The 24,971-nt window shown below is 68.5% G+C and carries 18 protein-coding genes and 4 pseudogenes; 11 read left to right on the plus strand and 11 right to left on the minus strand.

Annotation, left to right across the window (positions count from 1 at the left end; translation table 11 throughout):
• Nucleotides 1-211: 211 nt before the first annotated feature.
• Nucleotides 212-3,847, minus strand: coding sequence for a LamG domain-containing protein (locus OG226_RS01950; protein WP_329347534.1), 3,636 nt, complete (start codon nucleotides 3,845-3,847; stop codon nucleotides 212-214).
• Between the two features lie 454 nt (nucleotides 3,848-4,301).
• Nucleotides 4,302-4,613, minus strand: a pseudogene (locus OG226_RS01955) (transposase family protein); the annotation flags it as partial.
• Nucleotides 4,614-4,859: 246 nt separating this feature from the next.
• Between OG226_RS01955 and OG226_RS01960 the strand changes: the two are divergent.
• A pseudogene (locus OG226_RS01960) lies at nucleotides 4,860-5,230 on the plus strand (transposase family protein); the annotation flags it as partial.
• On the opposite strand, the gene OG226_RS01965 reads toward OG226_RS01960, so the two are convergent.
• A complete protein-coding gene (locus tag OG226_RS01965) occupies nucleotides 5,221-5,694 on the minus strand; it encodes a response regulator transcription factor (RefSeq protein ID WP_329347535.1) in 474 nt (157 codons plus the stop codon). The pseudogene OG226_RS01960 and the gene OG226_RS01965 sit on opposite strands and share 10 nt — an antisense overlap.
• 1,080 nt (nucleotides 5,695-6,774) lie before the next feature.
• Here OG226_RS01965 and OG226_RS01970 point away from each other — a divergent pair.
• Nucleotides 6,775-7,222 (plus strand): annotated as a pseudogene (locus tag OG226_RS01970) (PP2C family protein-serine/threonine phosphatase); the annotation flags it as partial.
• A gap of 389 nt (nucleotides 7,223-7,611) precedes the next feature.
• Here the strand turns inward: OG226_RS01970 and OG226_RS01975 are convergent.
• Nucleotides 7,612-7,848 (minus strand): hypothetical protein, encoded by a 237-nt coding sequence (locus tag OG226_RS01975; protein WP_329347536.1) that lies wholly within the window; start codon nucleotides 7,846-7,848, stop codon nucleotides 7,612-7,614.
• A 635-nt stretch (nucleotides 7,849-8,483) separates the two neighbouring features.
• Here OG226_RS01975 and OG226_RS01980 point away from each other — a divergent pair.
• The 3 genes from OG226_RS01980 to OG226_RS01990 all read left to right on the plus strand — a co-directional run bounded on the left by OG226_RS01980 (nucleotide 8,484) and on the right by OG226_RS01990 (nucleotide 12,145).
• Nucleotides 8,484-9,920, plus strand: coding sequence for a carboxylesterase family protein (locus OG226_RS01980; RefSeq protein ID WP_329347537.1), 1,437 nt, complete (start codon nucleotides 8,484-8,486; stop codon nucleotides 9,918-9,920).
• A gap of 63 nt (nucleotides 9,921-9,983) precedes the next feature.
• A complete protein-coding gene (locus OG226_RS01985) occupies nucleotides 9,984-11,006 on the plus strand; it encodes an alcohol dehydrogenase catalytic domain-containing protein (RefSeq protein WP_329347538.1) in 1,023 nt (340 codons plus the stop codon).
• Between the two features lie 134 nt (nucleotides 11,007-11,140).
• Nucleotides 11,141-12,145, plus strand: coding sequence for an alpha/beta hydrolase (locus tag OG226_RS01990; protein ID WP_329347539.1), 1,005 nt, complete (start codon nucleotides 11,141-11,143; stop codon nucleotides 12,143-12,145).
• Nucleotides 12,146-12,219: 74 nt separating this feature from the next.
• Here OG226_RS01990 and OG226_RS01995 read toward each other — a convergent pair whose 3' ends face one another.
• Nucleotides 12,220-13,155 carry a helix-turn-helix domain-containing protein gene (locus tag OG226_RS01995; protein ID WP_329347540.1) on the minus strand — a complete coding sequence of 312 codons (936 nt, stop codon included), beginning with the start codon at nucleotides 13,153-13,155 and terminating at the stop codon, nucleotides 12,220-12,222.
• An 89-nt stretch (nucleotides 13,156-13,244) separates the two neighbouring features.
• On the opposite strand from OG226_RS01995, the gene OG226_RS02000 reads away from it, so the two are divergent.
• From OG226_RS02000 to OG226_RS02020, 4 genes are all read left to right on the plus strand, one after another.
• Nucleotides 13,245-13,640, plus strand: a complete 396-nt coding sequence (locus tag OG226_RS02000; RefSeq protein ID WP_329347541.1) for an MmcQ/YjbR family DNA-binding protein — start codon at nucleotides 13,245-13,247, stop codon at nucleotides 13,638-13,640.
• Entirely contained in the window at nucleotides 13,637-14,005 is a 369-nt protein-coding gene (locus OG226_RS02005) for an MmcQ/YjbR family DNA-binding protein (RefSeq protein ID WP_329347542.1), read from the plus strand. The genes OG226_RS02000 and OG226_RS02005 overlap by 4 nt, the downstream gene beginning before the upstream one ends.
• A 103-nt stretch (nucleotides 14,006-14,108) precedes the next feature.
• Entirely contained in the window at nucleotides 14,109-15,422 is a 1,314-nt protein-coding gene (locus OG226_RS02010; protein ID WP_329347543.1) for a replication-associated recombination protein A, read from the plus strand.
• Between the two features lie 259 nt (nucleotides 15,423-15,681).
• Nucleotides 15,682-15,972, plus strand: coding sequence for a hypothetical protein (locus OG226_RS02020; RefSeq protein WP_329347544.1), 291 nt, complete (start codon nucleotides 15,682-15,684; stop codon nucleotides 15,970-15,972).
• Between the two features lie 13 nt (nucleotides 15,973-15,985).
• Here the strand turns inward: OG226_RS02020 and OG226_RS02025 are convergent, their stop codons facing one another.
• From OG226_RS02025 to OG226_RS02050, 6 genes are all read right to left on the minus strand, one after another.
• Nucleotides 15,986-16,342, minus strand: a complete 357-nt coding sequence (locus tag OG226_RS02025) for a hypothetical protein (protein ID WP_329347545.1) — start codon at nucleotides 16,340-16,342, stop codon at nucleotides 15,986-15,988.
• Between the two features lie 140 nt (nucleotides 16,343-16,482).
• The gene (locus OG226_RS02030) at nucleotides 16,483-17,541 is read right to left on the minus strand and encodes an MsnO8 family LLM class oxidoreductase (protein WP_329353296.1); all 1,059 of its coding nucleotides are present in this window, start codon (nucleotides 17,539-17,541) and stop codon (nucleotides 16,483-16,485) included.
• Nucleotides 17,542-17,552: 11 nt separating this feature from the next.
• Entirely contained in the window at nucleotides 17,553-18,854 is a 1,302-nt protein-coding gene (locus OG226_RS02035) for an MFS transporter (RefSeq protein WP_329347546.1), read from the minus strand.
• A complete protein-coding gene (gene lanKC / locus OG226_RS02040) occupies nucleotides 18,851-21,580 on the minus strand; it encodes a class III lanthionine synthetase LanKC (RefSeq protein ID WP_329347547.1) in 2,730 nt (909 codons plus the stop codon). The genes OG226_RS02035 and lanKC overlap by 4 nt, the downstream gene beginning before the upstream one ends.
• Before the next feature lie 169 nt (nucleotides 21,581-21,749).
• Nucleotides 21,750-21,878: a hypothetical protein gene (locus tag OG226_RS02045; RefSeq protein WP_329347548.1), complete on the minus strand. Its 129-nt coding sequence runs from the start codon at nucleotides 21,876-21,878 to the stop codon at nucleotides 21,750-21,752.
• A 513-nt stretch (nucleotides 21,879-22,391) separates the two neighbouring features.
• Nucleotides 22,392-22,577, minus strand: a complete 186-nt coding sequence (locus tag OG226_RS02050; protein WP_329347549.1) for a hypothetical protein — start codon at nucleotides 22,575-22,577, stop codon at nucleotides 22,392-22,394.
• Between the two features lie 215 nt (nucleotides 22,578-22,792).
• On the opposite strand from OG226_RS02050, the gene OG226_RS02055 reads away from it, so the two are divergent.
• Both OG226_RS02055 and OG226_RS02060 read left to right on the plus strand, forming a co-directional pair.
• Nucleotides 22,793-24,271 carry an Ig-like domain repeat protein gene (locus tag OG226_RS02055; protein WP_329347550.1) on the plus strand — a complete coding sequence of 493 codons (1,479 nt, stop codon included), beginning with the start codon at nucleotides 22,793-22,795 and terminating at the stop codon, nucleotides 24,269-24,271.
• A 51-nt stretch (nucleotides 24,272-24,322) separates the two neighbouring features.
• Nucleotides 24,323-24,628: pseudogene (locus tag OG226_RS02060) on the plus strand (GH12 family glycosyl hydrolase domain-containing protein); the annotation flags it as partial.
• Nucleotides 24,629-24,971 lie beyond the last annotated feature (343 nt).

The following is a 24,971-nucleotide window of genomic DNA, read 5'->3' on the forward strand; positions in this document are numbered from 1 at the left end:
GCGAAAGGGTGTTGAAGGCACGGCGATGTCCCGTTTTCGGAAAGGGAAATGGGCAGGAGGCGCTCGGGCGGCGGTGTCGGTGCCCGAGACGCCGGATCTCGATGACGTGTCCGCGCAGACATGCGCAGCGTTGAGGGCGGAACGAAGAAAGAGCGGAAGAAAACAGGGTGGGACAGGGCGGGCAACTGGCCCGCCCTGTCCCACCTTGCTCCTAGTGCTGCTCGGTGTTGCGCCGGTTGGCGATGGCGTCGGTGGAGGTGGCTCCGGCCCAGACACGGACGCTGTCGATGCTTCCGGGGAAGAAGCGCGCGGCGGCGCCGTTGATCTTCGCCCGGCCGATCTCGAACGCGCCGCCACCCTGCCAGGGGGCGGAGTACGGCACGCCGTCCTCGTCGCCCATCAGGGCGCTGTCGACGTAGAGCTTGAGCGCGCCGAGCTTGGAGGTGTCATCGGGATCGGCTGCCGACTGAGCGTCGTAGACGACCGTCAGCATGACCGGGACACCCAGCTGGGCTGTGGTGAAAGCGGTGGACTCGCTCTTGGTCCAGGCCGCTCCGGTGCCGTCCTTGTCGGGGCGGCCAAACGTCCACCGTCCCTGGGTGCTGCCGGCCGGCTGCTCGTACCAGACGCCCCAGGCGGACTGGCTCGTTCCCGACTGGCCGAACACCTGCACCGCGTACGACTTGCTGGTGTCGGCGAGCTTGGCGGGGTCCAGCGTCACCCAGGCGGTTGCGGTGAACGAACCGGCGTCGTCCACGACCGGTCCGGTGGCGGTGGCGTACGCGCTGGTGCCGTTGAGGGTCATCGCCTGCGTGGTCGTCACCTCCTCGCCGATGTCCGGGTCGCCGGTGGTGAACTGGGTGAGCGCGGCGCCGTTGAGGGTGAGGTTGCGGCCGAAGCCGCTGGTGTCCTTCACCGTGGTGCCGGTCGCGTTGGCCATGTCCGTGGCGTCCCACTTGGCTACGAGCGCGGGGACCGGGTCGCCGGCGGTGCCGTCGCTCAGATCTTCGTCCTCCAGCCAGGCGTCATGGGCGAGTTCGGTGTCCGCGAGCGCGCGGGACCAGACCTTGACCTCGTCGATGGTGCCGGCGAAGTTCTCCTTGCCGGTCCCTGAAGCCACCAGGCGGCCGACCTGTAGTCCGCCGGACGCCTTCCAAGGGGTCACGGGGAACGGTGTCGGCTCGCCCTGCGGGACGCCGTTGACGTAGAGCTGGATCGTCTGCGCCGCCGCGTCGTAGACACCGGCGAGATGGGTCCAGGCGTTCAGGACCGGCGGTTTGCTTCCGATCGAGCGGGTGAGCACCGGAGTGGCGACGTCGGTCTGGTGCCGGTTGAAGACCCAGGCGTTGTAGGCCGTGGAGTAGTACAGCTGGAACCCGGAGGCGTTCGTGCCAGCCTGGGACAGGACGGTGTAGTTGACGTCCTTCTTCGTCAGACGAGCCCAGGCCGACACGGTGAAGGACTTGGTGGTGTCCAGCACCGCACCGGAGGTGGAGAGGTAGGCGGTCGTGCCGTTCAGCTTCGCCGCGCCGGGACCGCTGCGGGCCAGGGTGTCCCAGGTGGTTCCCGAGGAGGTCAGGGGGTGCTGGGTGGCGGTGGTGGAGTCGGTGAGGCCGTTGTCCACATGCCAGATTCCGGAGGGCTGTTCAGCGCCCTTCACCTGGAAGCTGTAGTAGCCAGTGTTCGAGCTGTGGCTTGCCGCGTCGAAGCCCCAGACCTGGATGGTGTTCTCACCGGCCTGGTTCGGCGTGATCGTCTGGGTGGTGGCCGTGCCCTTAGCGACGGGGATCGGAGCAGAGACCGCGCCGCTGTTCAGCTTCCACTTGTAGCTGACGACGTCCGACTGGATTCCGGCCGTGGTGGGGTTGGTGTCGCCGGGGGTGAAAGTGAACTTGCCCGGTGTGCCCACCCCACCTGAAGCCGGATCGGTCTCGGCCGACGGGTAGGCGCCGTCCGCGCTGGTCACCACCGGAGGCGGCGGCCAATCGGTGTCGACCCGGAAGTAGCACCAGGACGACCAGGACGAGTCCAGGACACCCGTGACGCCCCGGTCCGTCTTGTAGTACGCCTGCGTCTTGACCCGCATCCGGTAGTCCGCCTGCGGCGGCAGCGCACTGGAAGACGCGTTGCGCGACGCGTTGTCCGCTACCCAGGCGCCGTCCGGCGAGGCCGCGTACCAGGCACGGCTGGAGCCGTCGGCCTTCCACACCTCGAACAGGGCCCGCAGCTGGGAGTTGGAGCCGTCCGCCGACTGCACGGTCGCCAGCATCTTCGGCGTGGTGACGCTGGTGGCGAAGGGCAGCGAAGATGCGTTGCAGGCACGCCCGGTGGTGCCCTGCTGCACGCCGTAGGAGGTCGGCTTGCCCGGGTAGGACACGTAGGTCACCGACAGCTTCGCGTCGTTGCGGAACCGCGCCCACGCGCCGGCGTCCGACTCGTCGTGCGCGGTCAGCGAGAAGGTGATCTGTGGATCCTTGTTGGCGGCAGCGGAGGCCAGCGTGGTCGTCAGGTTCTCGTTGGGTTCGTCGGCCACGTTGTCGCTGAAGCGCACCCAGTTCGCCGGCTGCGACGGACTGCACAGGCTGCCCCGCCCGTAGGCCACGTTCCGGTCGCCCATCAGGTCGTCCGCTGTGGGGCGGGTCGACCACGTGGTGCTGGAGGAGATGCCCTTGGTGACATGGCTCAGGTCGTACCAGTGCGGGTCGCAGCTGAACGTCCAGAGCTGGTAGGCCTCCATCGTCGCGTCGAGAACCTTCTTGCCGTGGATCGACGAGAGCGGGTACTCGAAGTACATGCGCTGGGTGTACGGGGTGTTGGAGCAGAGATAGCCGACGTAGTTCGAGCAGCGGCCCACCCCCTTGTCCCCGTCGAACTCCCAGTACTTGGTGCCGTTGGAGGCCAGCGCCGTCCAGTCACCCAGCGCGATGCCCTTGGTCGGCGGGTCGATGTAGAGAGGGAAGACAGTGTCCTTGCCGTGGAGCAGCGCCGGATCGGGCGTGATCTCCAGGGTGGAACCGACGACCTTGAGCGGGAGTTCGGCCGCCGTGTCACCGCTGCCCGGTCCCTCCGAAGGAGCCGGCTCGCCGCCGGCAGCAGGCAGCGGCGTCCCGTCCGTCGGCTCCGGGTCCAGGGTTTCGGCTTCTGCCGAAGTGGCCACGCGGGAGAGCTGAGTGGTGACGTCGGTGGCCGGAGTGTCACCGGCCGAGTCCCACATCCGCCCCGCCGGGCTCTCGAAGACCGGGGTGCCATCGTTGTCGCGCGCAACGAACCCGCCGTCCGCCGTCGGCGCGATGTCCAGGCCACTGCCCGACACCGTCATCCTGATCGTCGCGAGCGCCGGGTTCTTTGCCGCCTCCGCGGTCTTGACCACGAGCACCGAGGTGTAACCGGAGTCCAGCGCCGTCAACTTCAGATCCACGTCCGGGAGAACGCTGGCATAGGTGGCGGTGGCGCCGTCGATCCGGGGCTCGGGGAGCCCGGTGGGCCAGCCAAGCCGCAGCGCGTGCCCCTCGTCCTTCAGCGTGACCAGCCCGTCGCCGCTGCCGCCCCCCGAGAAGGTGAGACCGGCTGTGGTGTTCGCCGCCCGTGCAGAGCCGTCGGCTTCGCGTACGAGGGTGGTGTCGATGGGGGCCCAGGTTCCGTCGTCCCTGCGGGCGCGGACCGGGGCCGCGTTCATCTCCTGGGTGAAGGTGCCGTCCGGGTTGGCGAACACCTGGGACGACTCGGTGGTCGCCGCGTCCACGGTGACCCGGTCGCCGGTCTTGGCAGCGAGGGAACTCGCCTGCGACTCCGGAGTCCTGTCAACCGCTGCCGAACCCGCCTTGTCATCGGCGAGCGCCGGAGTCACCCCGGCCACCGGAACCGCACACGCCAGGAGCAAGACGGCTATCGCCCCATTCCGCACCGCCTGACGCCAGCCATGGCGCTGTTGTTGTGAAAGCACACCCCACCCGTTTTCTTAACCTTTTCTTACAACTAGCTGTGAGGATCATGTGTTGATCGATCATCAAGGTCAAGAGTGTCGGGTATCACGTTGACCCTGCTCCATCTCGCCGGTAGATAGCCCTGGTTGGGCTGGTAGCCATTGATGAGGAAAATGCTGCTCATCGGTCTGCTGGCCAAGCTCCACCGGGTCCCTGCGCCGTCTTCCCTGCCAACTGGTGGCGCGTCGGGCGGAGATCGACTGCCGCTTGCAGTGCGGTGACATCTACCCAGGTCGGCACTACCCCGCAGCAGCACCGCCAGATGTCATGGTTCGCAGTGCCTGCCCTCGATGTGGGACGGGCTTTGACTGAGCGTTTTCAGCGTTGACGCTCCAAGGTGAGGACGGCGGCGATTGACGTCATTCGATTCGGGCTGCACCGGGATCTGCGGAAGATGCGCCACGACTTCAGCCGTGCAATGCCGCGCTCGACCGGTGCCCGTGCCGCCGACAGCACACTGTTGACGGTCTGTCGGGTGGGTGTGAGGTCTCGGCCGGGCGGGCGTCTGCGGGCTGTCGTCACCCATGGGCCGGCGCCCATGTAGGCACGGTCGGCGAGGACCGGGACGCCCTGCCCGTGCACGGCTCGCTGGAGGACGCGCCACCGGTGGTCGGGGTCAGCCAGAGCAGGCCGGCACGGGAGACACCTCGTACATGTACTTGTGAATTTGTCCGCCGCCTGGATGTCCGCTGCAGACCGATGCCGGAGAACCTTCAATGCCCGGAATAACCAGATCTGCCGCATGGACAGCGGGACGGGAACGACAATACGCGAACCCGATTTCGACCCAGATTCGACCCCAAGGTTTTGTTTAGTAATTATACATAGTCTCTGACCTGCGAAAATAAAGAGCGGCAGACGAGTCAGGCTGTACGCCGAGTCATCGCCCGCCCTGACGGCACACCGCTGTGGTTCTCCCGCGCGACACCCGGCCGCACACATGACCTGACCTCGACCCGCGCCCACGGCATCGTCCAGCCCTGCCTGACCCGGCAGATCCTCGTGCTGGCGGACGGCGCCTATCAGGGGACCGGTGCCACATTCCGCACCCCGTCTACCACCACAGCGAACAGCCCGAGCACTACCAGCAGTTCAACCGCGACCACGCCCAACTCCGAGCCCCCGGCGAACGCGCCTTCGCCCGGCTCAAGTCCTGGCGCACCATGCGCAGAGCACGCACCTCCACCCGCCGCATCAACCGCAGCGTCCAAGCCATCCACATACTACTGACATGCCACTATTCAGGACGAAAGAGACCCAATGGGAGGAACGTCGAGCTGGGCGGCGGCAGGGTCGATGGCTCCGCGCGTGACGCACTCTCGCGACTGTCGTCCGTCGCCCGTCCCGGCTGAGGACCGGGTCCTTCCGCCGCCCATTCGGTGTCAGCGTCCAGACGCAAGGCATACATGAGTAATTGCATGCGGCTGCGTGCACCGGTCTTGGCGCGAATTCGTCGGAAGTAGGTGTCGACGGTGTGCCGACTGATCTGCATGCGTTTCGCAATCGCGTAGTACGTCAGCCCGTTGGCCATATGCGCCAGCACCCGCCGTTCCTGCCGGCTGAGCGACGTCGAAACACCATCGGCGATTTCGTCCATTCGCATACCGCCTTCCTGGTCGTCGAGCGAGTGCCATCGCCCCTCGGCGGAGGGCTTACACACCGCACATCTCGCACGCAGAGGTAGGGGACCCGAGCCGGCCGTACGAAGCATCTCGTGCGTTCCGCGCGCTCTTCGCAAGTTGAATCCTCACAGAGGAACAGGTTGCGGGGTCTCGACCGCCCCCTCATCAAGCTGCCGGACAACAAGCGGACAAGCCACGTAACGGGAAAAGGGAACAAAGGGCTGCAGCTGTCGATGAAGTCATGCCTGACTCCGGCCTGGATGTCGTAGAAGCACCTACCGTTGCCGATCTCCCAGGCTCCGGACAGGGGGAGGCCGTCGAGACAACAACGCGGCTCCCCCAGCCTTCGGTCTCAACCACTTGAGCACCGCCACCAGATGCCCGCCCTACTCCGCGCCGACTTCCGTGCCATCAACTTCGACCACCGTCCGTCGCGACACTCATACCGGACCGCGGTCACTACGGTTACTTGGAGCAGTCGGCCAGGGCGAACCAGGCCCTACTGACGTTCTGCGGCTCCTTCGCCCGAGAAGGCGCTGCCACAGCCGTCACCGGACCTCGGCGGACTCGCGCAGCACCTCTCCGAGCGACCGGCGGGCCAGGGCGAGCCGAACGGACGACCCCACACCCGCAAGCGACTCCGGCTTCTCGGAAGGAGTAGGGCGCCTCAGTACGTCCGCCACCGAGGGGCCATCAGCAAGTCCTGCGACGAGTTCCCATCCATGGTCATGCACCGGCGAACTGACTGGACGGGTCGTGTCCAAAGCGGATCCGCCCAACTCGAAACAGCCACCGTTCCGGTCGTCCCGGCCAAGGAACGTACAGGCCATCTACTGCGCGACGACACCTATCAACGTCTCGCGGTTTGGTCCGGCCGCAGGTCAGAGTGATGCTGGGGCGCCGCTGGTCAGCAAACTCCCAGCATGAGTCAGGAGATCAGTACGTTGGCGACCCAACTCGTCCGCGGGATGGGCCGTCTCTTCAAGAACTGCGAGTGCACCCGTCAGAACCGGTGCCTCCACCCGTACGCCATTCGCTATCGCGACGCAACAGGCCGCCAGCGAGAGGAGACGGGGTACGCAAACCAGACAGCCGCCATCGACCGACTGAACCAGGTCTACGACGAAAAACGCAACGCCCCGCGCCAGAGGGCCGGTCTCAAGCGCGAGATCGGGAAGCAGTGCTTCGACTGCGTCATCGACCGGGACACCGTACGGATCTCCGTCACCCGCCATGGGCCACGATGTCGACGCCGCGCTGCTGGCCACCCTCCTGGTGGGCGCCCTGCGCCGGGCCCGGCAGGCCGGTGCCGACCTCGCCGAACAGGCCCGCCAGGCCGACCAGGCCATGCGTGAGCATGGCCGTCAGAGCTACGTCACCGGTCAGCTTCTCCGCATCAGCCTGATCGACGGCACAACCGAGTTCATCAACGCCGGCCACCCCTGGCCACTGCGCATGCGGAACGGCGAAGTCCAGGAGATCACTCCGAAGATCGACATGCCGTTCGGCTTCCACGACCCTCACACCTACCGGGTCCAGTCACTGGACCTGCAGCCGGGCGACCGGCTGGTGATGCTGACCGACGGCATGCTGGAGCGCAACGCGAACAGCCTCGACCGGGCACCTACGTGGTGGTCCCGGCCGCCGAGGATGTCGCCTCACGCCTGAGCGAGTCGATCATGCTGTGGTTCCGAGCCAGAGTGCAGAACTGGCGTCTGCTCCCACGGGTATCGGCCGCCGCCGGCCCGGGGGACCACTCCTGACGAACCAGCTCGTACGAGGGTGTCGGACCCAGTGACCCGGGTGGACCCAGCTCCCGGCGCGTTCCGTGTCCACCAGAGAAAACACGGGCCCAGGGACCCTGGTTCTGGGGCGATGGCCGGATCCGGCCGCGCGATGACACAGATGACATCAGGTCGGCCGGACTGTTCAGGCCGGGATACCCGGTACAACCTGACCGTTGGTGATCTGAACGATGGGACGGTCCACTGAGCAGCAGATCTGCTTCACAGGCCTCGGACCGAGATCATCCGGTCCACGGCTGTCTGAACCTTCGGCAGGAACGCCGCGATGGTCTCGCTGTTGGGTTCCTCGCCGAGCTGGTCCAGCGCGGTCGCGCGGGTGAGGACTACGTCGGGCTGGTGGACCAGGCCTGCCGCCCAGACGTCCAACTCCGCTTCGGTGCCCCCGTCGCCGGGACCGTAGTTGATGTACAGAACAGGGAGCTCAGCGGAAGAGTCCAAAAGGGTACGAATGTCCGTGACGGTTACCTGCGGCGCTGGCCGGTCGACGGTCGGTTCCATGGTGTGACGCTCCTCCGGCTGATAGTTGAGTCAGCCTATGTCAGCTGCGGTGATCAAACTTCGGTGTCACAAACCGGCGTTGGTCAACCTTCAGTGGCAACCGGTCAAGATCCGTGGCCGCACAGCCGACCGAACCGATGCCCTTTGTTATCCAATCGAGGTGTTTGACAACGAACCCGGCCGTTTCGGCTTTTTTGACAGTGAACCTGGTCGTGCGGGGTGAGCACGCTGGGCATGTTGGATGGCCGTACCGGCTGGGGCGGACGGGGCCGTGCCGTACGTCGAGGTGTCGTGCAGGGATGGTCGGCGCGAGCGTCGACGGCGTCCGCTGTTGGACTGCGTGTCGGTCAGGTTCTCAGCCCGCGTACGCAGGTTACGGCCGGCTTGGACGACGTCGCCACCGAGCCCGCATCGGGTGGCGAAGCAGAGGAGCGGCGAAGTGTCACCTGGTGACCATCAGGTGACCGCTGCTCGCCGGGCGATTTGTCGGATCCCACGGAACGATGGGCGACGTCACCAGGACCAGCCGCCGACACACCGAGCGAAGCATCCGAACCGCGCCGGAAGGACACACCATGACCGCCACCGCTCCCAAGGCCCCGACTGCACCAGGGGTGCGGTCCTGGTGGGGAATGCCGTACGCCACCGCCGAGCGGTACCGCCGCCCCGTGGTCGCGGACTTCGATCCGGGCCTCCGCTATGACCGCAAGGGCGTCGTCTCCGTCCAGCCCGACAGCGGCGACTGGCTCGAAGCGGACAGTGGGATGGGCGAGGACTGCCTGAACCTGAACGTGTGGGCCCCTGAGCAGCCCGCCGACAAGGCGCTCCCGGTGACCGTGTACATCCACGGCGGCGGATTCGAGTACGGCGCGAACACGCAGATCACCTCGAACGCCGCCGGTCTCGCCGCGTCGGGGCGCGTGGTGAGCGTGTCGGTCAACTACCGGCTCGGCGCACTGGGGGCGCTTTCGCTCTCGCAGTACGGCGGGCGACTCGCCGAGGCCAGCAACCTTTTCCTGCAGGACGTCATCGCCGCGCTGACCTGGGTCAAGCGGAACATCACCCACTTCGGCGGCGACCCCGACCAGGTCACGGTCTACGGCCACAGTGCCGGCGCCTACTCCACCTTCGGTCTGCTCGGGGCCTCCTCGGCCGACGGCCTGTACCGGCGGCTGGCCGGGTTCTCCGGCGGGCCCGCTCGTAGCGTCCCGGCCTGGTGGGCCGAGGAGCTCGCGCACCGGTTCGTCACCGATCTCGGCGTGGCGGACAACCCGGAGAAGCTGCTCGACCTCGACGCGGTCTCCCTGAGGGACGCCCTGCGCAAGGTCGCCCCGACGGACCTCGGAGTACGCGGCGGGGTGGACAACAAGGCCACCGGTGTCGTCCTGGACATCGGGCAGCCGGGCGCGGTGGTGCACGCCCATCCGATGGATGTCCTCGCCTCGGGCGCGCACCGCGATGTCGACGTGCTGCTGAGCATGGCGAGTGACGACATGGGTTGGTGGGTGGCGAACGACCTGGACCGTTTCGACCCGCACACCCTCGACCGCGTCGTCGACGAGGTCGCGGGGTGGCGTATTTCCCGCTCCCGCGCGAAGAAGATCGTCGACGCCCACGACCAAGGCGGCCGTACCCCGGCCGAGGTCCGCGCCGCGGTCATGGCGGACTACCTCTTCGCGCTCCCGGCCGTCCGCGGCGCCCTGGCGCACGCCGCCGCGGGCGGCAACGCCCATCTCCTGGTGATCGGGCCCGCCGAGGGCGCGCCTGCTGTGCACGGCAGCGAGATGTACGCCCTGGTCGGCCAGGAACAGCCGGGCCGCAGCGCCGAGCAGGCCGAGCGGGACACGCGGATCCGCGACATCGTCCTCGACTTCGCCACCGGCGAGCAGTCCCGTCTGTGGCCCGCCGTCACGGACAAACCCACCTCGGGAAGCGTCGGAAACCCGCCCTTCGAGGCCACCGCCCACTACCAGCAGGCCCTCGGCCTGTGGGAGGGCATCGACCGTCCCTGACGGCTGGCGGGACGCCATCCGCAATAGCGCACCAAGGGGGCGAAACAGAGTGAGGAACTCGGTATGAGCCAACGAACAGCAGCCGGCGGCGCCGCACCGGCGACGATGCGGGCCGTCGTCGTCACCCGGCCCGGCGGCCTGGACGCACTTCAGATCAAAGATGTGCCGGTGCCGGTACGCAGGCCCGGCTGGGTGCGGATCAGGGTGAAGGCGTTCGGCGTCAACGAGTCCGAAGTCACCACCCGCAAGGGCGAGTCGGACGCGGAGGTCACCTACCCGCGGGTGCCCGGGATCGAGGGCGTCGGCCTGGTCGATGACGCCGACGAGGACAGCGGACTGCGCCCGGGCCGGCAGGTGGCGACCATGATGGGCAACATGGGCCGCTCGTACGACGGCGCGTACGCCCAGTACGTCACCGTCCCCGCGGCGCAGGTCATCCCGTTCGAGACCACCCTGCCGTGGGACGTGGTCGGCGCCCTGCCCGAGATGTTCCAGACCGCCTACGGATCCCTGACCCGCGGCCTGGACCTCAAGGCCGGACAGACGCTGCTGATCCGCGGCGGTACCTCCACGGTCGGGCTGAGCGCGGCGGCGATGGCCAAGGACATCGGCGCCACCGTCATCTCCACCACGCGTCACGCCGGGCGTGCCGACGAACTGCGGGCCATGGGCGTCGACCATCCGATCGTGGACGACGGACACATCGCCGAGAAGGTTCAGGGCCTCGCACCGCAGGGCGTGGACGCCGCGCTGGAACTGGTGGGCTGCACGGCCCTGCCGGACACCTTCGGATGCGTGCGCGTGCACGGCACCGTCTGCTTCACCGGTGCCCTGGGCGGCGCGTGGGCCATCCCCGGCTTCACCCCGTTCATGATCCCCAGCGGGGTGCGGCTGACCAGCTATGCGGGCGAGGCCGCCGATCTCCCGGCCGACGTCTTCGCCCATCAACTTCAGGCCATCGCGGAGGGACGCCTCAAGGTCCCGGTCGCGAAGGTCTACCACGGCCTGGAGCAGGTCCGGGACGCCCAGGCCGACCTCGAATCCGGTACCACGCCGGGCAAGCACGTCGTCGTCCTGGACGACTGAGAACTGATCATGGGAAGCGACAAGGCCATCGCACACGTCGGCTCGATCGCCTCGATCAGCACATCGTGCGCGGTGAGTGCCCCAGCCCGGTGGTGAGTGTCGCCGCACCCTGTCGTTTCCGAAGGAGAGAACAGATGGCAGACCAGGCACCAGCAGACGACTTTGGCGCCGTGACCACCCGGCCTCCGTTGGACCCGGAACTCGCGCCCGTCGAGGAGGCGCGGGGGGCCGTCTTTCCGGCCCTGTCGGACGAGACCCTGCCAGAAATTCGACGGCAGATCGCCCAGGGTTCCCCCGGGCTGGATTCGGAGGCTCTGACGGCGGGCGGCAGAGTGCGGGTGGAGGAGCGCCAGGTACCGGGGCCGGAAGGCGAGCCGGACATCACTGTGCTGATTCTCAGCCCCGTCGAGGACCGGGGCCCCAAGGGAGGCATCCTCAGCCTCCACGGCGGCGGGATGATCATGGGGGGCCGCCGGGACCACGTGAGTCATCTCCTTCCCCATGTGATCGAGGGGAGTGCGGTCGTCGTGTCGGTCGAATACCGGCTGGCGCCGGACCACCCCGATCCCGCGCCGGTCGAGGACTGCTACGCGGGGCTGGTGTGGATGGCGAAGAACGCGGACGAGCTCGGTATCGACCCGGAGCGGCTCCTGATCGCCGGAGTCAGTGGCGGCGGCGGCCTCGCGGCGGGGACCGCGCTGCTCGCCCGTGACCGCGCCTTTCCCGCGCTCAGCCACCAGGTTCTGATCTGCCCCATGCTCGACGACCGCTTCGAGACGCACAGCAGTCGCATGGTGGACCGCGAAGGCGTATGGGACCGCTACAGCAACCTGTACGCGTGGACCTCCGTACTGGGCGGGCGGCGCGGCGGGCCGGACGTGTCGCAGTACGCCGCGCCGGCCCGCGCCGAGAACCTCAGCCGGCTGCCGCGCACCTACATCGACACCGGCTCGGCGGAGGGGTTCCGCGACGAGATCCTGATCTACGCCGGCCGCTTGTCGGAGGCGGGCGTGAGCGTCGATTTCCACATGTGGGGCGGAGCCTTCCACGGGTTCGACATGTCGGTGGGTCATGCGGCTGTGTCGCGTGCCTCCAGCGCGACCCGCGAGGAGTTCATCCGGCGGGCTCTCGCCAGGTGAGCGGTGCGACAACGCACAGACCGCGAAGACAGCCATTGCCTCCTGACGGGCAAGGGGCGTCCGCCGCGTTTCCGTCAAGCGTCGGACCTCGCTTCGCCGGCGGCGAAGGCGGCCGGGGTGAGGCCGGTGCGGTCGCGGAAGAAGCGGCCGAAGTTCGCGGGGTCGGTGAAGCCGAGGTGGACGGCCACGGTCCGGGCGTCCCACCGGGCGCCTCCCAGCAGGCGCCGGGCTTCCAGGAGGCGCCGCTCGTCGATGAGTTCACGTACCCCCTTGCCGGTGGCGTCCCGGGCGGCACGGCTGAGGGTGCGGACCGAGCAGCCGAGCAGCTCGGCGTAGTCCGCGGCGTGGTGCAGTTCGCGGAAGTGCAGCTCCAAGGCGTCCAGGAAACGCCCGTACCGGTCGGCGCGGCCGGTGCCGGCCGTGGCCGTGCCGATGGGGGCGATGCCCGGGGAGTTGGCCAGGCGCAGCAGCAGCGATTCGAGCAGGCTGCGCCGCAGGGCGTGGTGGAGGTCGAGGGGGCGGCGCCCCAGTGCGCGGTGTTCGTCCAGGAGCTGGAGTGCCGTCTGCTGGAGCCAGGCGGTGTCGTCGGGGTGCGGGCTGAGCACCGCAGGGGCCTCGTGCGCGGTGAGCGGGGCCAGGAGACGGGCGAGGTCGGGCCGCAGCACGTCGGGTTCGAACAGGATGAACGGGCCGCGGGCCGCGCCGGGCGGATGCCAGCACTGCGCGTGCCCGGGACGCACCCACAGCCACTGGCCGGGAGCGACGGTCCGCGTGATGTAGTCGACGTCGTGCCGCAACTCGCCCTCGGTGACGGCGATGAGGTAGTGGAAGGTGGCACGGCCCGGACGGGGCGGGTTCCACGGCCAGTCATTGTGCTGGGCGAAGAATTCCTCGACGGTATGCACCTCAAGGCCGTACGGAGTACCGACCGGGGGCTGGAAACCGTACAGCGGAACCGCAGCCGGTCCGGCCTGCCCGCTCGGCCCGGGGTGTCGCTTGTCGACCATCACGTGTCCGCAGCCTACCGCCCTTCCAGTCGGCTTCGACGGAAGGATGGGACGTGCCGCCGCGACCACCCGCTTGAGGAAGGCACCGCCCCATGAACGGAACGGACCTGCACAAGACCGCCGCCGACTGCGCGGAGGAACTCCCCGGAGCCCAGCTGGAGCATCCCTTCGGCCCGGACTGGGAGGTCTTCAAGGTGCGCGGCAGGGTGTTCATGCTGATGACCGAGGTCCCGGGGCGTCCCGTCGTGATCCTGAAGGCGGACCCCGGCGAGGCCGACGCCCTGCGGGAGCAGTACAGCCACATCACCCCCGGCTACCACATGAACAAGAAGCACTGGATCACCCTGGAGGGCGGGGCAGGCGTCGACAAGGAGCTCGTCGGGGAGCTCGTCACCGAGTCCTACCGGCTCGTCGTCGCTCACCTGCCCAAGGCGGAGCAGCCCGTCGACCCGCACACCTACGGCAGCGGAAGGCGGGCGGCCCGATGAGCGCGGCCGGCGACCGGCTCCAGGACACCGCCCGCCAGGCGGCACTGAGCCTCCCCGACGTCAGCCACGGATACCCCTTCACGCCCGGACTCGACGTGTACAAGGTCGCGGGCAAGGTGTTCCTGATCGTCACCGACGACCCGGACGATCAGATCATCACGGTCAAGTGCGAGCCCGAACACGCCCGCGCTCACGTACGCGGCCAGGCCTCGATCACACCGGGCCGCTACCTCGACAAACGCCACTGGATCTCCCTCGGTCCTGGTCCCGGCATCACCGAGGGGCTGATCACCGACGTGGTCGAGGACTCCTACGACCTGGTCACCAAGCGGCTGCCGCGACGCGACCGCCCCGGTGCCCGATGAGCGCCGCGAGCTTCCCCGCGAGCGGCTGAGCCGACGCCTGTCAGTGTCCCGTGCAAGGCTCGTCACATCCGCAGACGCCCGCCTCCCACCACCCGAGAGACCGATGGAACCGACCGAAGCGACCCTGCCGCTCTTCGGCGAGGAGCCCACCCGGCCCCTCGCCGACCGTCTGCGCCCCACCCGCCTGGAAGAGGTCGTCGGGCAGCACCACCTCCTTGCCCCGGAGGCTCCACTGGGCCGCATGGTCGCCCAACAGCGCCTCAGCTCCGCCATCCTGTGGGGCCCGCCCGGCGTCGGGAAGACCACCATCGCCCGGCTCCTCGCCGACGGCAGCAACCTGGCCTTCGAACCGGTGTCGGCCACCTTCTCCGGCGTGGCCGAGCTGCGGAAAGTGTTCGCCGCCGCACGCAGCCGGCGGGGCATCGGCCAGGGCACCCTGCTGTTCGTCGACGAGATCCACCGCTTCAACCGTGCCCAGCAGGACAGCTTCCTTCCCTACGTCGAGGACGGCACCGTCACCCTGATCGGCGCCACCACGGAGAACCCGAGCTTCGAACTCAACGGCGCCCTCCTCTCCCGCACCCAGGTCCTCGTCCTCAAACGCCTCGACGAAGCCGCACTGTCCACGCTCCTCGACCGCGCCGAGCAGCTCACCGGCCACCATCTGCCCCTGGACGACGACGCCCGCCGCGCCCTGCTCGCCATGGCGGACGGCGACGGCCGCTACCTCCTCAACATGGCCGAACAGCTCCAGGCCCTCCCGGACACCGGAACCACCCTGGACACCGCCGGGCTCGCCCAGCACATCCAGCAGCGGGCCCCGCTGTACGACAAGGCACAGGAGGGCCACTACAACCTGATCTCCGCGCTGCACAAGTCGATGCGCGGCTCCGACCCGGACGCGGCCCTGTACTGGCTCGCCCGCATGCTCGACGGCGGCGAGGACCCGCTGTTCGTAGCCCGCCGCCTGGTCCGCTTCGCGAACGAGGACATCGGCATGGCCGACCCGCACGCCGTCCAGCAGGCCCTCGCCGCCTGGGACGTGTACGAGCGACTCGGCTCCCCCGAGGGCGAGTTGGCGATCGCCCAGGCCGTCGTCTACCTCGCCACCGCCCCCAAGTCCATCGCCGTCCACCGCGGCTTCAACGCCGCACACCGATCCGCCCGCCGCACCGGCTCACTCATGCCGCCCGCCCACATCCTCAACGCCCCGACCCGGCTGATGAAGGACCTCGGCTACGGCAAGGACTACCAATACGACCCGGACACCACCGAGGGCTTTTCCGGAGACGACTACTTCCCCGAAGACATGGACAACGAGACGTACTACCAGCCCACCCGCAACGGCTACGAAGCCCAGATCAGCGAACGGCTACGGCACTGGAACGCATTGCGCGCCCGCCGACGCAGCGGCTGACGCGGACACGTGGGCAGCGTCCAGAGCCAACCCACGGCAGATGTCATGCACCGTCCTCATCGAGCATCTCCTCCGACCCAATGATCCGCGCTATCGACCGCCGTGTTGACATCCAACCCGGTAGCGCCCCCCTGTGCGGCGCGAGACGCCCAGGCGGTCCGCCAAGGCTTTGGTCGACCCCTTCGCCCGCGTGAGGAGGAATTTCACCTGAGCCTTCGCAGATTTCGGCGCGGGCCGGTGAAGACCTTCTGCTCCGCCCGTGGCCCGGGCCGTGCTGCGCCGTATCGCCGACCTGGGCGGCACCGCCACCTACGACGAGATACAGCACTACTTCGCCGGCCACCCGGACACACCGATCCCGCCGAAGGCGATCGGTGGGACCCTGACCAGCATCCGGGCAGTTCGTAGGCGGATCGGCCCTGACAGTCCGTCCATGCTGCTGGAGCGCGACGACCGCGCACGCCGCTACCGCATCACGCCGGTCCTCGTAGACGGACTCCAGCGGGTCTTCACGCTCGCCGACGCCCGCCCGGACCTGCTCCGCAGCTGACCGGCCGGCCACCTCAGCGGACGTTGCCGCGCCACCGGTAGAAGAATGTCTCGCCCGACCCCGCACCGAGCTGGACCGGCACCGCGGTGAGCAGAGTGCCGACGTCGATGGTCTCCCCCGGCCGCATCACCGTGAAGCCCTGGCGCCTGTAGTACGGCCCGAGGTCGCGCTCGGTGGCGAACTCGCCGAACAGCAGCATGTAGTCCAGCTGCCAGTACACCTGCACGCACCGCTTCAGCATCGACAGCAGTGCGTGCTGCTGGTAGCCCGGCAGCTGGGCGACCGTGCCGCCGACTGTGCCGGACGGGACGCCAAGCAGTGTCCCGACGACCTGTCCGTCGCGGTCCTGGGCGACCAGGGGCAGGGACACTGGGGCGGCAGACCGAGGCGTTCGCCGTATACGAGGAGTACCGGCAATTCCCGGCAGCTGAGTTCGGTCCGGGCCCCAGCCCGGTACTCGAAACTCAGTATCGCTCGATGCCGGCATGAGTCCGGTCCGAACTGGGCGGATCAGGTCGCCGCCGCTACGGCCAGGGTCGGCGCTTGACGTCCCGTGAGCATGCGCAGTGTCCGACCGCGCCCGGTGCCGGTGAGGTCGAAGGGGACGAGCATGATCTCGTCGACGTCCAGAGTTTTCGCGACCCGCTCGATGCCCTCCATCACCGTGGACCGGCCGCCGTGGACCACCTGCTGGTCCTCCAGGACCTTGCGGGTGAGGAACTCCTCCCGGGCCTTGTCCGGGGACTCTCCCAGAGCGGTCCAGGTGCGGCGCCGCACGGCGTTGCACGCGGTGTGCAGAGCCAGTTGCTCGGCCTCGTCGTCACTCCCCGCGCACAGTACGTTCAGCGAGGCGATGACGTAGGGCAGGGCATCTCGCGGGCCGGGGTCGAAGGTCGCACGGTAGCGCTCCACCGCCGCCGGGCGGCACTTGGACTGGCCCAGGTGGAGCCCGTAGACGAACGGCAGCGACCGCTCGGCCGCCGTTCGGGCGCCGTTCTCGCTGGTCCCCAGGACATACACCGGAGCCGGCGAGGCGACCCGTGGAGACAGGTGCAGGGTCGGGCGGTCCGGCTCGATCGGCGTCTGCGCACGGGTGGGCGCGTCCAGGAAGCCCATCAACTCGTCGATCAGGGCGGGGAATTCGAGCGCCGCCCTGGGGTCACGCCTGAGCGCCGCCTCAAGTAACTTGCTATGGGCCCCGGTGCCGCCCGAGGAGCGGCCTACGCCCAGGTCGATTCGGCCGGGGTGCAGTGCGCCCAGCGTGGCGAACTGCTCGGCCACAGCGTAGGGAGCATAGTTGGGCAGCATTACCCCGCCTGCACCCACCCGGATGCGCTCGGTGCAGGCGGCGACGTGCGCGATGAGTACCGCTGGTGCACTGCTGACGGCGTCGAGCGAGGCGTGGTGTTCGGCGACCCAGAAGCGGTGGAACCCGCATTCCTCAGCGGTCTGTGCGACGCCAACCACCTCCCGGATTGCCTGTTCGGCAGGCATCCGCCTGTCCGTTGCACCCAGTTCGAGCACGGACTGCAAGACGGCGGGACGGGCGCTACCGGCGCCAACGGGCATCTGTGGAGTGATCACGAGGGACTCCTGGCCGGTGCTGGTGTGCTTGTCTGCGGCGGCTTGGGCAAAGCGACGGGGACGGCTGCAAGCAGGGCGAACGCCATCGCGAAGGCGGCGGCAGTCGTCCCCAGTGACAGCCGGGCCAGCAGCAGCCCGGCAGCCAGCGGCCCACAGGGCTGGACGATCTGAGCGAGCAAGCCGCTCGTGGTGATGACCCGGCCGTAGATCTCCTCCGGCACGGCGACCGCCATGATCGTGCCGAACGTCGCCGAAATCACCGGGATGAGCAGGCACAGGGCGCAGAACCCGGCGACGAACGCGATGGTGCTCCCGCTGGTCCAGGCGACGGCCAGCAGCACGGCCCCGGTGGCGGGACCCGCGACAAGGGTCACTTTCAGGGAAACGTGTCGCTGGACGTACGGGGTGAGCAGGGAGCCGGCCAGTCCGGCCACCGCTGCCGCGCTCATGGCCGTTCCCACCGCGACCGCGCCGTCGGGCCTGCTGCCCACGCCGAGGATCAGGGCGAACGTGAGGGCGGAGAAAGCCAGGTTCAGCCCGGCGCCGTACAGCACGCACCAGCGCATGAACCGGTCTCTCGCCAGGTACCGCCACCCTGCGGTGAACCTCGTCAGGAACCGCTCAGCGACCGGCTGCGCACCCGCTGCTTCCGCGTCCCTGCCGCCTGGCGCCCCGTCGGGGCCACGGCCACGGCGCGGCGCGCGGACCGCCACGGCCACGCACAGCGCGGAGACGCCGAAGGTCAGCGCGTCCACCGCGAGCGGTACGGAGGGTTCGAGCGCCAGCAGCAGCCCGGCCGCCGCCGGCGCGGCGATGTCTGCGCCGTACGCCCGCGCCTGGTTCAACGACAGCGCCGCACCCAACTGCTCGGTCGGCACGATCCGTCGGATCACCTTGCTCTGGGCCGGGCGGAACACTTCCAGTGCCACGACCGACACGACCACCGTCACCAGAGCCAGCGCGATCGGCACAGGCCGTAGGAGCACGTACACCGCCAGCGACCCGACGGCGACCAGCCGGGCCAGGTCGGACCCGAGCATCAGCGCACGCTGGTCGCAGCGGTCGCTCAGGTAGCCGGCCGGCAGCCGTGCCACCAGCCCGACGGCCAGCGAGACCGTGCCGACGGTCGCGGCGACCGTGGTGGAGTTGCCCGCCGCAAGCAGCACCAGCGGCAGCACGATGTACGTCATCGAGGAGCCGAAGTCCGACAACGCCTGGCCGATCCAAAGCAGTTGGAAGTCCCGGTTACGGCTGAGCCGTGGCGCGGCGGCTGTGATCGGGGGGACGGTGGCGGTCATCCACGGCTCCCGGAAGCCGTCGGTGGCTCCTTCAGCAGGTCGTCCAGCAGGAAGTTCGTGTTGGTGCGCGCCCCGGGGCGCGCCCTGCGGAACCGGTCCAGGAAGAGCGCGACACCGGCCGAGCCGCTCGCCAGGTCGCAGCACTCCCGTACCGACTGTTCGCCGGGGAACACCACACCCTCCGGCCGCCGCACCGCACAGCACAGCACTGCCTCGGCTGCCCGCTGCGCGTCGCCCAGGAACTCCGGGTCGCCCAGGAACTCGTAGGCGTCCAACAGGGTGTTGCCGATACCGCTGATCCCGTGGAACAGCTGGGGAAACGTCGTGTACTTGCGCCGCACGTCCGGCAGTAGTTCATCGATGTGCTTACGCAGGCTTCCGTCCCCGGTCACGTAGTGGTAACGCAGCAGGGTGGTCAAGATGCCCGCGGTGCCCTCGTCCCAGTACTGGCGCAGTACCGGGGACGGTTTGTCGTCGGTGCGTGCGACGGCCGGGAAGGACAGCCGTCCTGTGGGTGAGTACTCGCCGCAGGCCAGATCGAACTCCAGCCCCGCGCGGCCCAGTTCCAGCACATGCACGTCACCGGTGGCCGCGTGCAGGGCCAGCAGGAACATGGCCACGCCGGACGCGCCCTCTCCGTAGCCGACGGGGACGTGCTTGCCGGAGCCGGTCCAGTGGGCCCGCACGTCCTCATGCCGCGCGCTCCGCGCGAAGTGCTCGCCGATCTCGCGGGCGCGGTCCAGGAACTCCGTGCGGCCGGTGTCGCGCCACAGCCGAAGGCAGGCCATGCCATGCCCGGCCGCCCCGGTCAGCACGCCCGGCTCGGCGTACAGCAGCCGATGCCCCGCGGCGTCGCGCAGCACCCGGGCCGCCACCTCGCGATGGCCCATCGCCGACAGCACCCAGGCGACACCTGCTGAACCGTAGTAAAGGCCCGGTGGCAGCGCCTCATGACCTGTCGGCTTGCGCAGCGCCCAGGCGAGGAAGGTGTCCGGCACCTCGCCACCCACGGTGTGGAGTGCGTAGAGGCAGCCGTAGGCACCGTGCGCGACGAACAGCGGGTTGGTCTCGAAGACCAGCGGGTCCGCTGGGAAGAGCCGGTCCTCCCGCTGCAGATCGGCAGTACCGTGCAGAAACTTCACCACGCCGTCCAGCGTGGTCTCGATCCGCCGTCTCAGGTCGGCCGCGGACTCCGGTTCGGGTGTCACCGGGTGTGCCAGCGGCGGGGGCTGCTGCCAGGCGGTGGTGAAGGGCAGGTCGGTGAGACGCCGGCGCAGCACAACCGGGTCGGGCAGCGGCGCGTTCTCGTCGTACAGGTCCCGGATCAGTGCGACCAGTTCTCCCGGCAGAGCCAGATCGGCTGCTACCTCGTCGAGGAGCCGCAGCGGGATGTCGTGGTCGACCAGGTCGTTCGAGTGGCAGGCCAGGACGCAGCACAGCAGCAGCCCGCCCAGCGCGTAGTAGTCGGTGCGCCGGTCGCCGCGCCCGGCGGCCATCGCCCGCCGGGTTACCGCACCCGGGGTGCTGAGCCCCGCGCCGCCGTCGGTCCCCTCGTGGAAGGCGGATTCCAGATCGATGACGCGGATCCGGTCGTCCGCGGTGACCATGATGTTGGTCATCGACAGGTCGCCCAGTACGATGCCGCGCTCATGGCAGGCCGCGATCGCGTCCGCCGTCTGCACCCACAGCAGACGGAACCGGTCGTAGTAGTCGGCCAGCCGGGCCGGGGTCAGGTCCAAGCCGTACAGGGGGTTGTGGGCGATGCTCAGGTGGCCCAGATGGCTGCCGTCGATGTAGTCCTCGGCGATGAACGCGTGCTCCCACTGCTCGAAGAACGCGATGGGGCGCACGAACAGACCGGTGTCGGCCAGTTCGGTCAGTAGCTGGTACTCATGGCGCAGCAGGTCCACCGCGTCGATGCCTCTGGGGCCCACCTCGACATACGGCCGGGCCTCGCGCAGTACCACGTCCGCGCCGGTCTCGGTGTCCACGCCGCGGTAGATGCCACCGCGGTTGCTGAACGCCAGCGCACTCCCTACCTTGAACCGGCCGCCCAGCAACCCCTTGCCCGCGCCCCCACCCGCGGCTCCGTCCTTGTCCGTTTCTGTTCCCCGGTCCGCACCCGCGTACGGATCCTGCGCCCAGTCCGGGACGAGCCAGTAGGGGGTGCGCACATCCGGGACCAGCGAGCCGTCGGGGGCCTGGATCATCAGATCCCGCAGGCCCAGGGGCTTGAGCTCGAAGCGGCTGACGAACCCGCCGTAGCGGTAGGACACCACCCGCGATCCCGGACAGCGCCGGTCGGTGAGGACATAGGGTCCGTCCAGCCCCGCCAAGGCCTGAGTCAGCGCTGCCGCGATGGCGCGGAACTGCGTGTCGTCGTCCGGGTAGACGGTGATGAACTTCCCACTCGATGCGCGGGGGAACGACTTTCCGTTGGCCTCACCCACTGCCGAGGGGTCCATCAGGAACTTAAAGCGCACCCCTGCATCCCGCATGACCGGCAATGCCCGCCGTAAGGTCTCGGTGCTGTTGCGTGAGGTCGACGAGACGTGCAGCTTCCAGCCCTGGCCGACTACGGGCGCGCCCGGCGGTTCGGCGATGATCCAGTAGCCACGACGCCAGGTGTGCCAGTCGTCCGGCAGCGCCGCCCGGTATTCGCGCATGTGCTCGCTGCTCGGCATGCGCCGGCTGAAGTTCTCGAACCACCGCGGATGGTGACTCATGTAGGACAGCATTGTTTCCCACGGCCGCTGCATTTCAGCCCGCCCCTTTTCGCGCTGGTGGTTGTGGTCCGGAGCCTGTGGGCCCGAGGATCTGACGCTGCGAGCGGTCCCGGATGGGACGAGGGAGCTTTGTCCGATGCAGTCCGGGACCGCAAGCGCTAAGTCGCTGTCAGCAGCTCAAGAGGTAGCAGGAGCTGCAACTGTCGACGATGACGCTGGTCTGGCTGTCGTCCTCAAGGTCGAGGCTCTGCAGCGACAGCACGAAATCCGCGTCGGTGAATCCGGTTTGCTCAGTCATGGGATCTCCACTTCCGATCGAAGGTGAATTTTTTCGCCACGACGACGCCCGATAAACGCCCTGGCGGGTTCGGAAACTCCGCCCGGCGTTTAAACGGGATTCGCTGACATCCTCGATACTGGGCGGGCCCGCTTCGAAAACGGTATGCCAATGGTATGGATTCAGTATTTCCCCAGGCCCGGAGCCGCGGACCTCGGTGCCATCAGTACCGAGCCAACTGGACAGGGCTCGCCCCGGAGACCGCAGAAGAGGGTGGGACTTGAGCAAGGACAGCGAGAACCTCGCCTTTGGCCAGAAGGTCGTTGGCGGGAGTTTGCGAGCCGCTCACGGTGCACGGTGGACCGTTCCTGCACGCGGACGCCGATCAGGATGCCCAGTGGGCCGATCACACCGGTCGCGATGGACGACGTCAGTTCCATGGTCATGTCTCCGTGTCTCGGGGTGAGTTGGGCGACAGAACGCTCAACCCCCGCCCTGTGGAAGGGGGTTGGCGGGGCTACCAGGTACTCGGGTTTACTGCTCGATCAGTCCCGTGAGCCACGCGGGCGTGGCGTCCACGTCGAAGGGGTTCGTGCTGCGCAGGGTGATGCTGGCGGTGTCCGTGTCGACGACGCCGTTGCTCAGGACGCGGTTACCGGAGACGACGGCCTCCCAGGTGGTCTCCGTGGCGCCCGCCTCCAGGCGGTACGTGATCGACACGCAGTACGGGGCGATCGTCTCCCAGCGGTCGCTCAGGTACCGACAAGATCGTCGCCTTCGACACGGCGACGCTCACGCAGAGCGCCGAGTACCCGACCGGCGCCGGAACGGCGCCGCGCCACATCGCGCTCACGCAGGGCCGGATCTGGTTCGGCTACGGCGACCAGTGGGATTCCGGGCTCGGCGAGGTCGACCTGACCGCGAGTCCGGCCACCGTGACACTCGACCTCGCCGGCGGCCACGACTTCGCCAGCCCGCCGATGCTGTACGCCGACCCGGCCAACCCGGACACCCTGGTCGCCCTGGACGGCGGAATCAGCTCCGGGCCGATCGTCGTCTACGACGTCTCCTCCGACACCCCCGTCATCCGCGTCACGAAGGACGAGGGCGGCTTCTACGGGGACGCCGCGCTCACTCCGGGCGCCCAGTCGATCGTGGTGGTCGGGCAGGGGGCCCGGGCGGTCACCGAATACCGGCTCTCCGACCTCGCGGAGGTGCACGAGTACCCGGTCAAGGACGAGCCGGAGACCGTCACGGTCGCCCCGGACGGCACCATCGCGACGACCACGCTGGACACCGAGAACACCGGCGACACCTACGGCTTCCCCGGCGGCACCGATGCCCCGGCCAGCGTCCGCAACCTGTCGTACGACTGGATGCCCTGGGGCGGTCATTCCACATCCTGGTCCGCGGACGGCACCAAGCTGTTCGTGCTGACCGGATCATCCGGCTCCATGCAGTTCCAGACGGTGAACCAACCACGCACGTACGTCACCACACTCGCCGTCAACGCCCCGCGCGCCAAGACCCTCAGCGTCAAGGGCACCCTCAGCGCCGGTCTCAGACCGCCCGCCGGGACACCGGTGAACATCGTGCGCACCGACCTGCTCTCCCCCGCAGGCAAGTCCCTGGGCACCACGGCGCTGAGTGCCGGCGGCGCGTTCTCGTTCACCGACGTGCCCCCGGCCGGCGGCACGGTCCGCTACACCGTGACGTATCCCGGGGACGCCGCGCACACCCCGGCGTCCGCCTCGGACACCGTCGCCGTCTCCCGCGCCACACCGGCCCTGACGCTCACCAACAACAAGAAGACGTACGACTACGGCAAGAACGTCGTCTTCACCGCCCACCTCGGCACCACCTACACCAACCGCACGGTGGAGATCTGGGCCGACCCCTACGGCCCGGACAGGCCCAACAAGCTGATCAAGAGCGGCAAGGTGGACGCGCACGGCAACCTGACGGCGGCCGTCACCATGTCCCGCGACACCGCGGTGAGCGCCGTCTTCAAGGGCGATCCCCGCTACAGCCCGCGGACCGTCAAATCCACCGCGTACGCACACGTCAAGACCGCCAGCTCGCTGTCCAAGTACTACCGCACCGGCACGATCGGCTCGACCCGCTACCGCTACTACCACAAGAACACCGACGCGATCCTGACCACCACGATGACGTACTACAAGAGCCGCAAGGAACGCCTGGACCTCCAGGTCCACTCCAGCGGCACGTGGCAGACGACCGACTCGGAGTACTTCGCCCTCGGCACGAACGGCAAGAGCATCGTCAACCTCGGCCACCCCGGAACCGCGGGCGTCCGCGCCCGGGTCCGCACGTCCTACGTCGATCCCGCCTCCGGCGACAACGTGAACACCACGACCTACGGCACCTGGCAGTACCTCTACTTCACCAACTGACCGGCGCAGCCCCACGACGAGATGATGATCTGACTCAACCACCAAGGCGGAGCAGGCCCGTTGGGCACGAAACGGGAGCGTGCCACCGTCGGTGGTACGGCCTGGGACCTGTACGTCGGGAAGATCGTCAACAAGGACCAGGCGGGCAGGGTAGTCAGCAGCTGGAACGTCTACTCCTACGTCCGCGTAGCCAACACCACCTCAGCGAACACAGACATCACCGCCATGGCCGACGCCCTCGTCCAGCGCAGGCTGCTGGCCAACAACGCGTATCTGACCAGCGTCGAGGCCGGGACCGAGGTCTTCCGCGGGCGGGGCAAGCTGAGCAGCAGCTCATACACCGTGAAAGTGGGCTGACCCCCTCATCTACTACTCCAGCAGCGTTTCACTATTCCTGCTGGTCAGGGGTGTCGCCGGGGTGCAGTTGGCTGATGACGTGTCAGGGGCGGTCTTGCCGGACCGCCCCTCCAACGAGTCGCCTTCGTCGGCGGTACTGAGGAGTGCCCGCCTGGTGTCTGCGCCGCTACTGCTACCAGCCCTTGGTGTGGCAGGTCCTCTGCCCGCAGCGTGTCCTCACCAACCCGTCTCTCTGACCAGACTCGTACGCCGCGCGCGAAGTTCGGTTCCGGGCCGTGAGCCAGGGAAGGCCCCGCCGCGGTACGCGGACATGACAACCCGTCAGGTTCCGGTGGGTCGGGCT

The organism is Streptomyces sp. NBC_01261, from assembly GCF_036226385.1.
Taxonomy (GTDB): Bacteria; Actinomycetota; Actinomycetes; order Streptomycetales; family Streptomycetaceae; genus Streptomyces.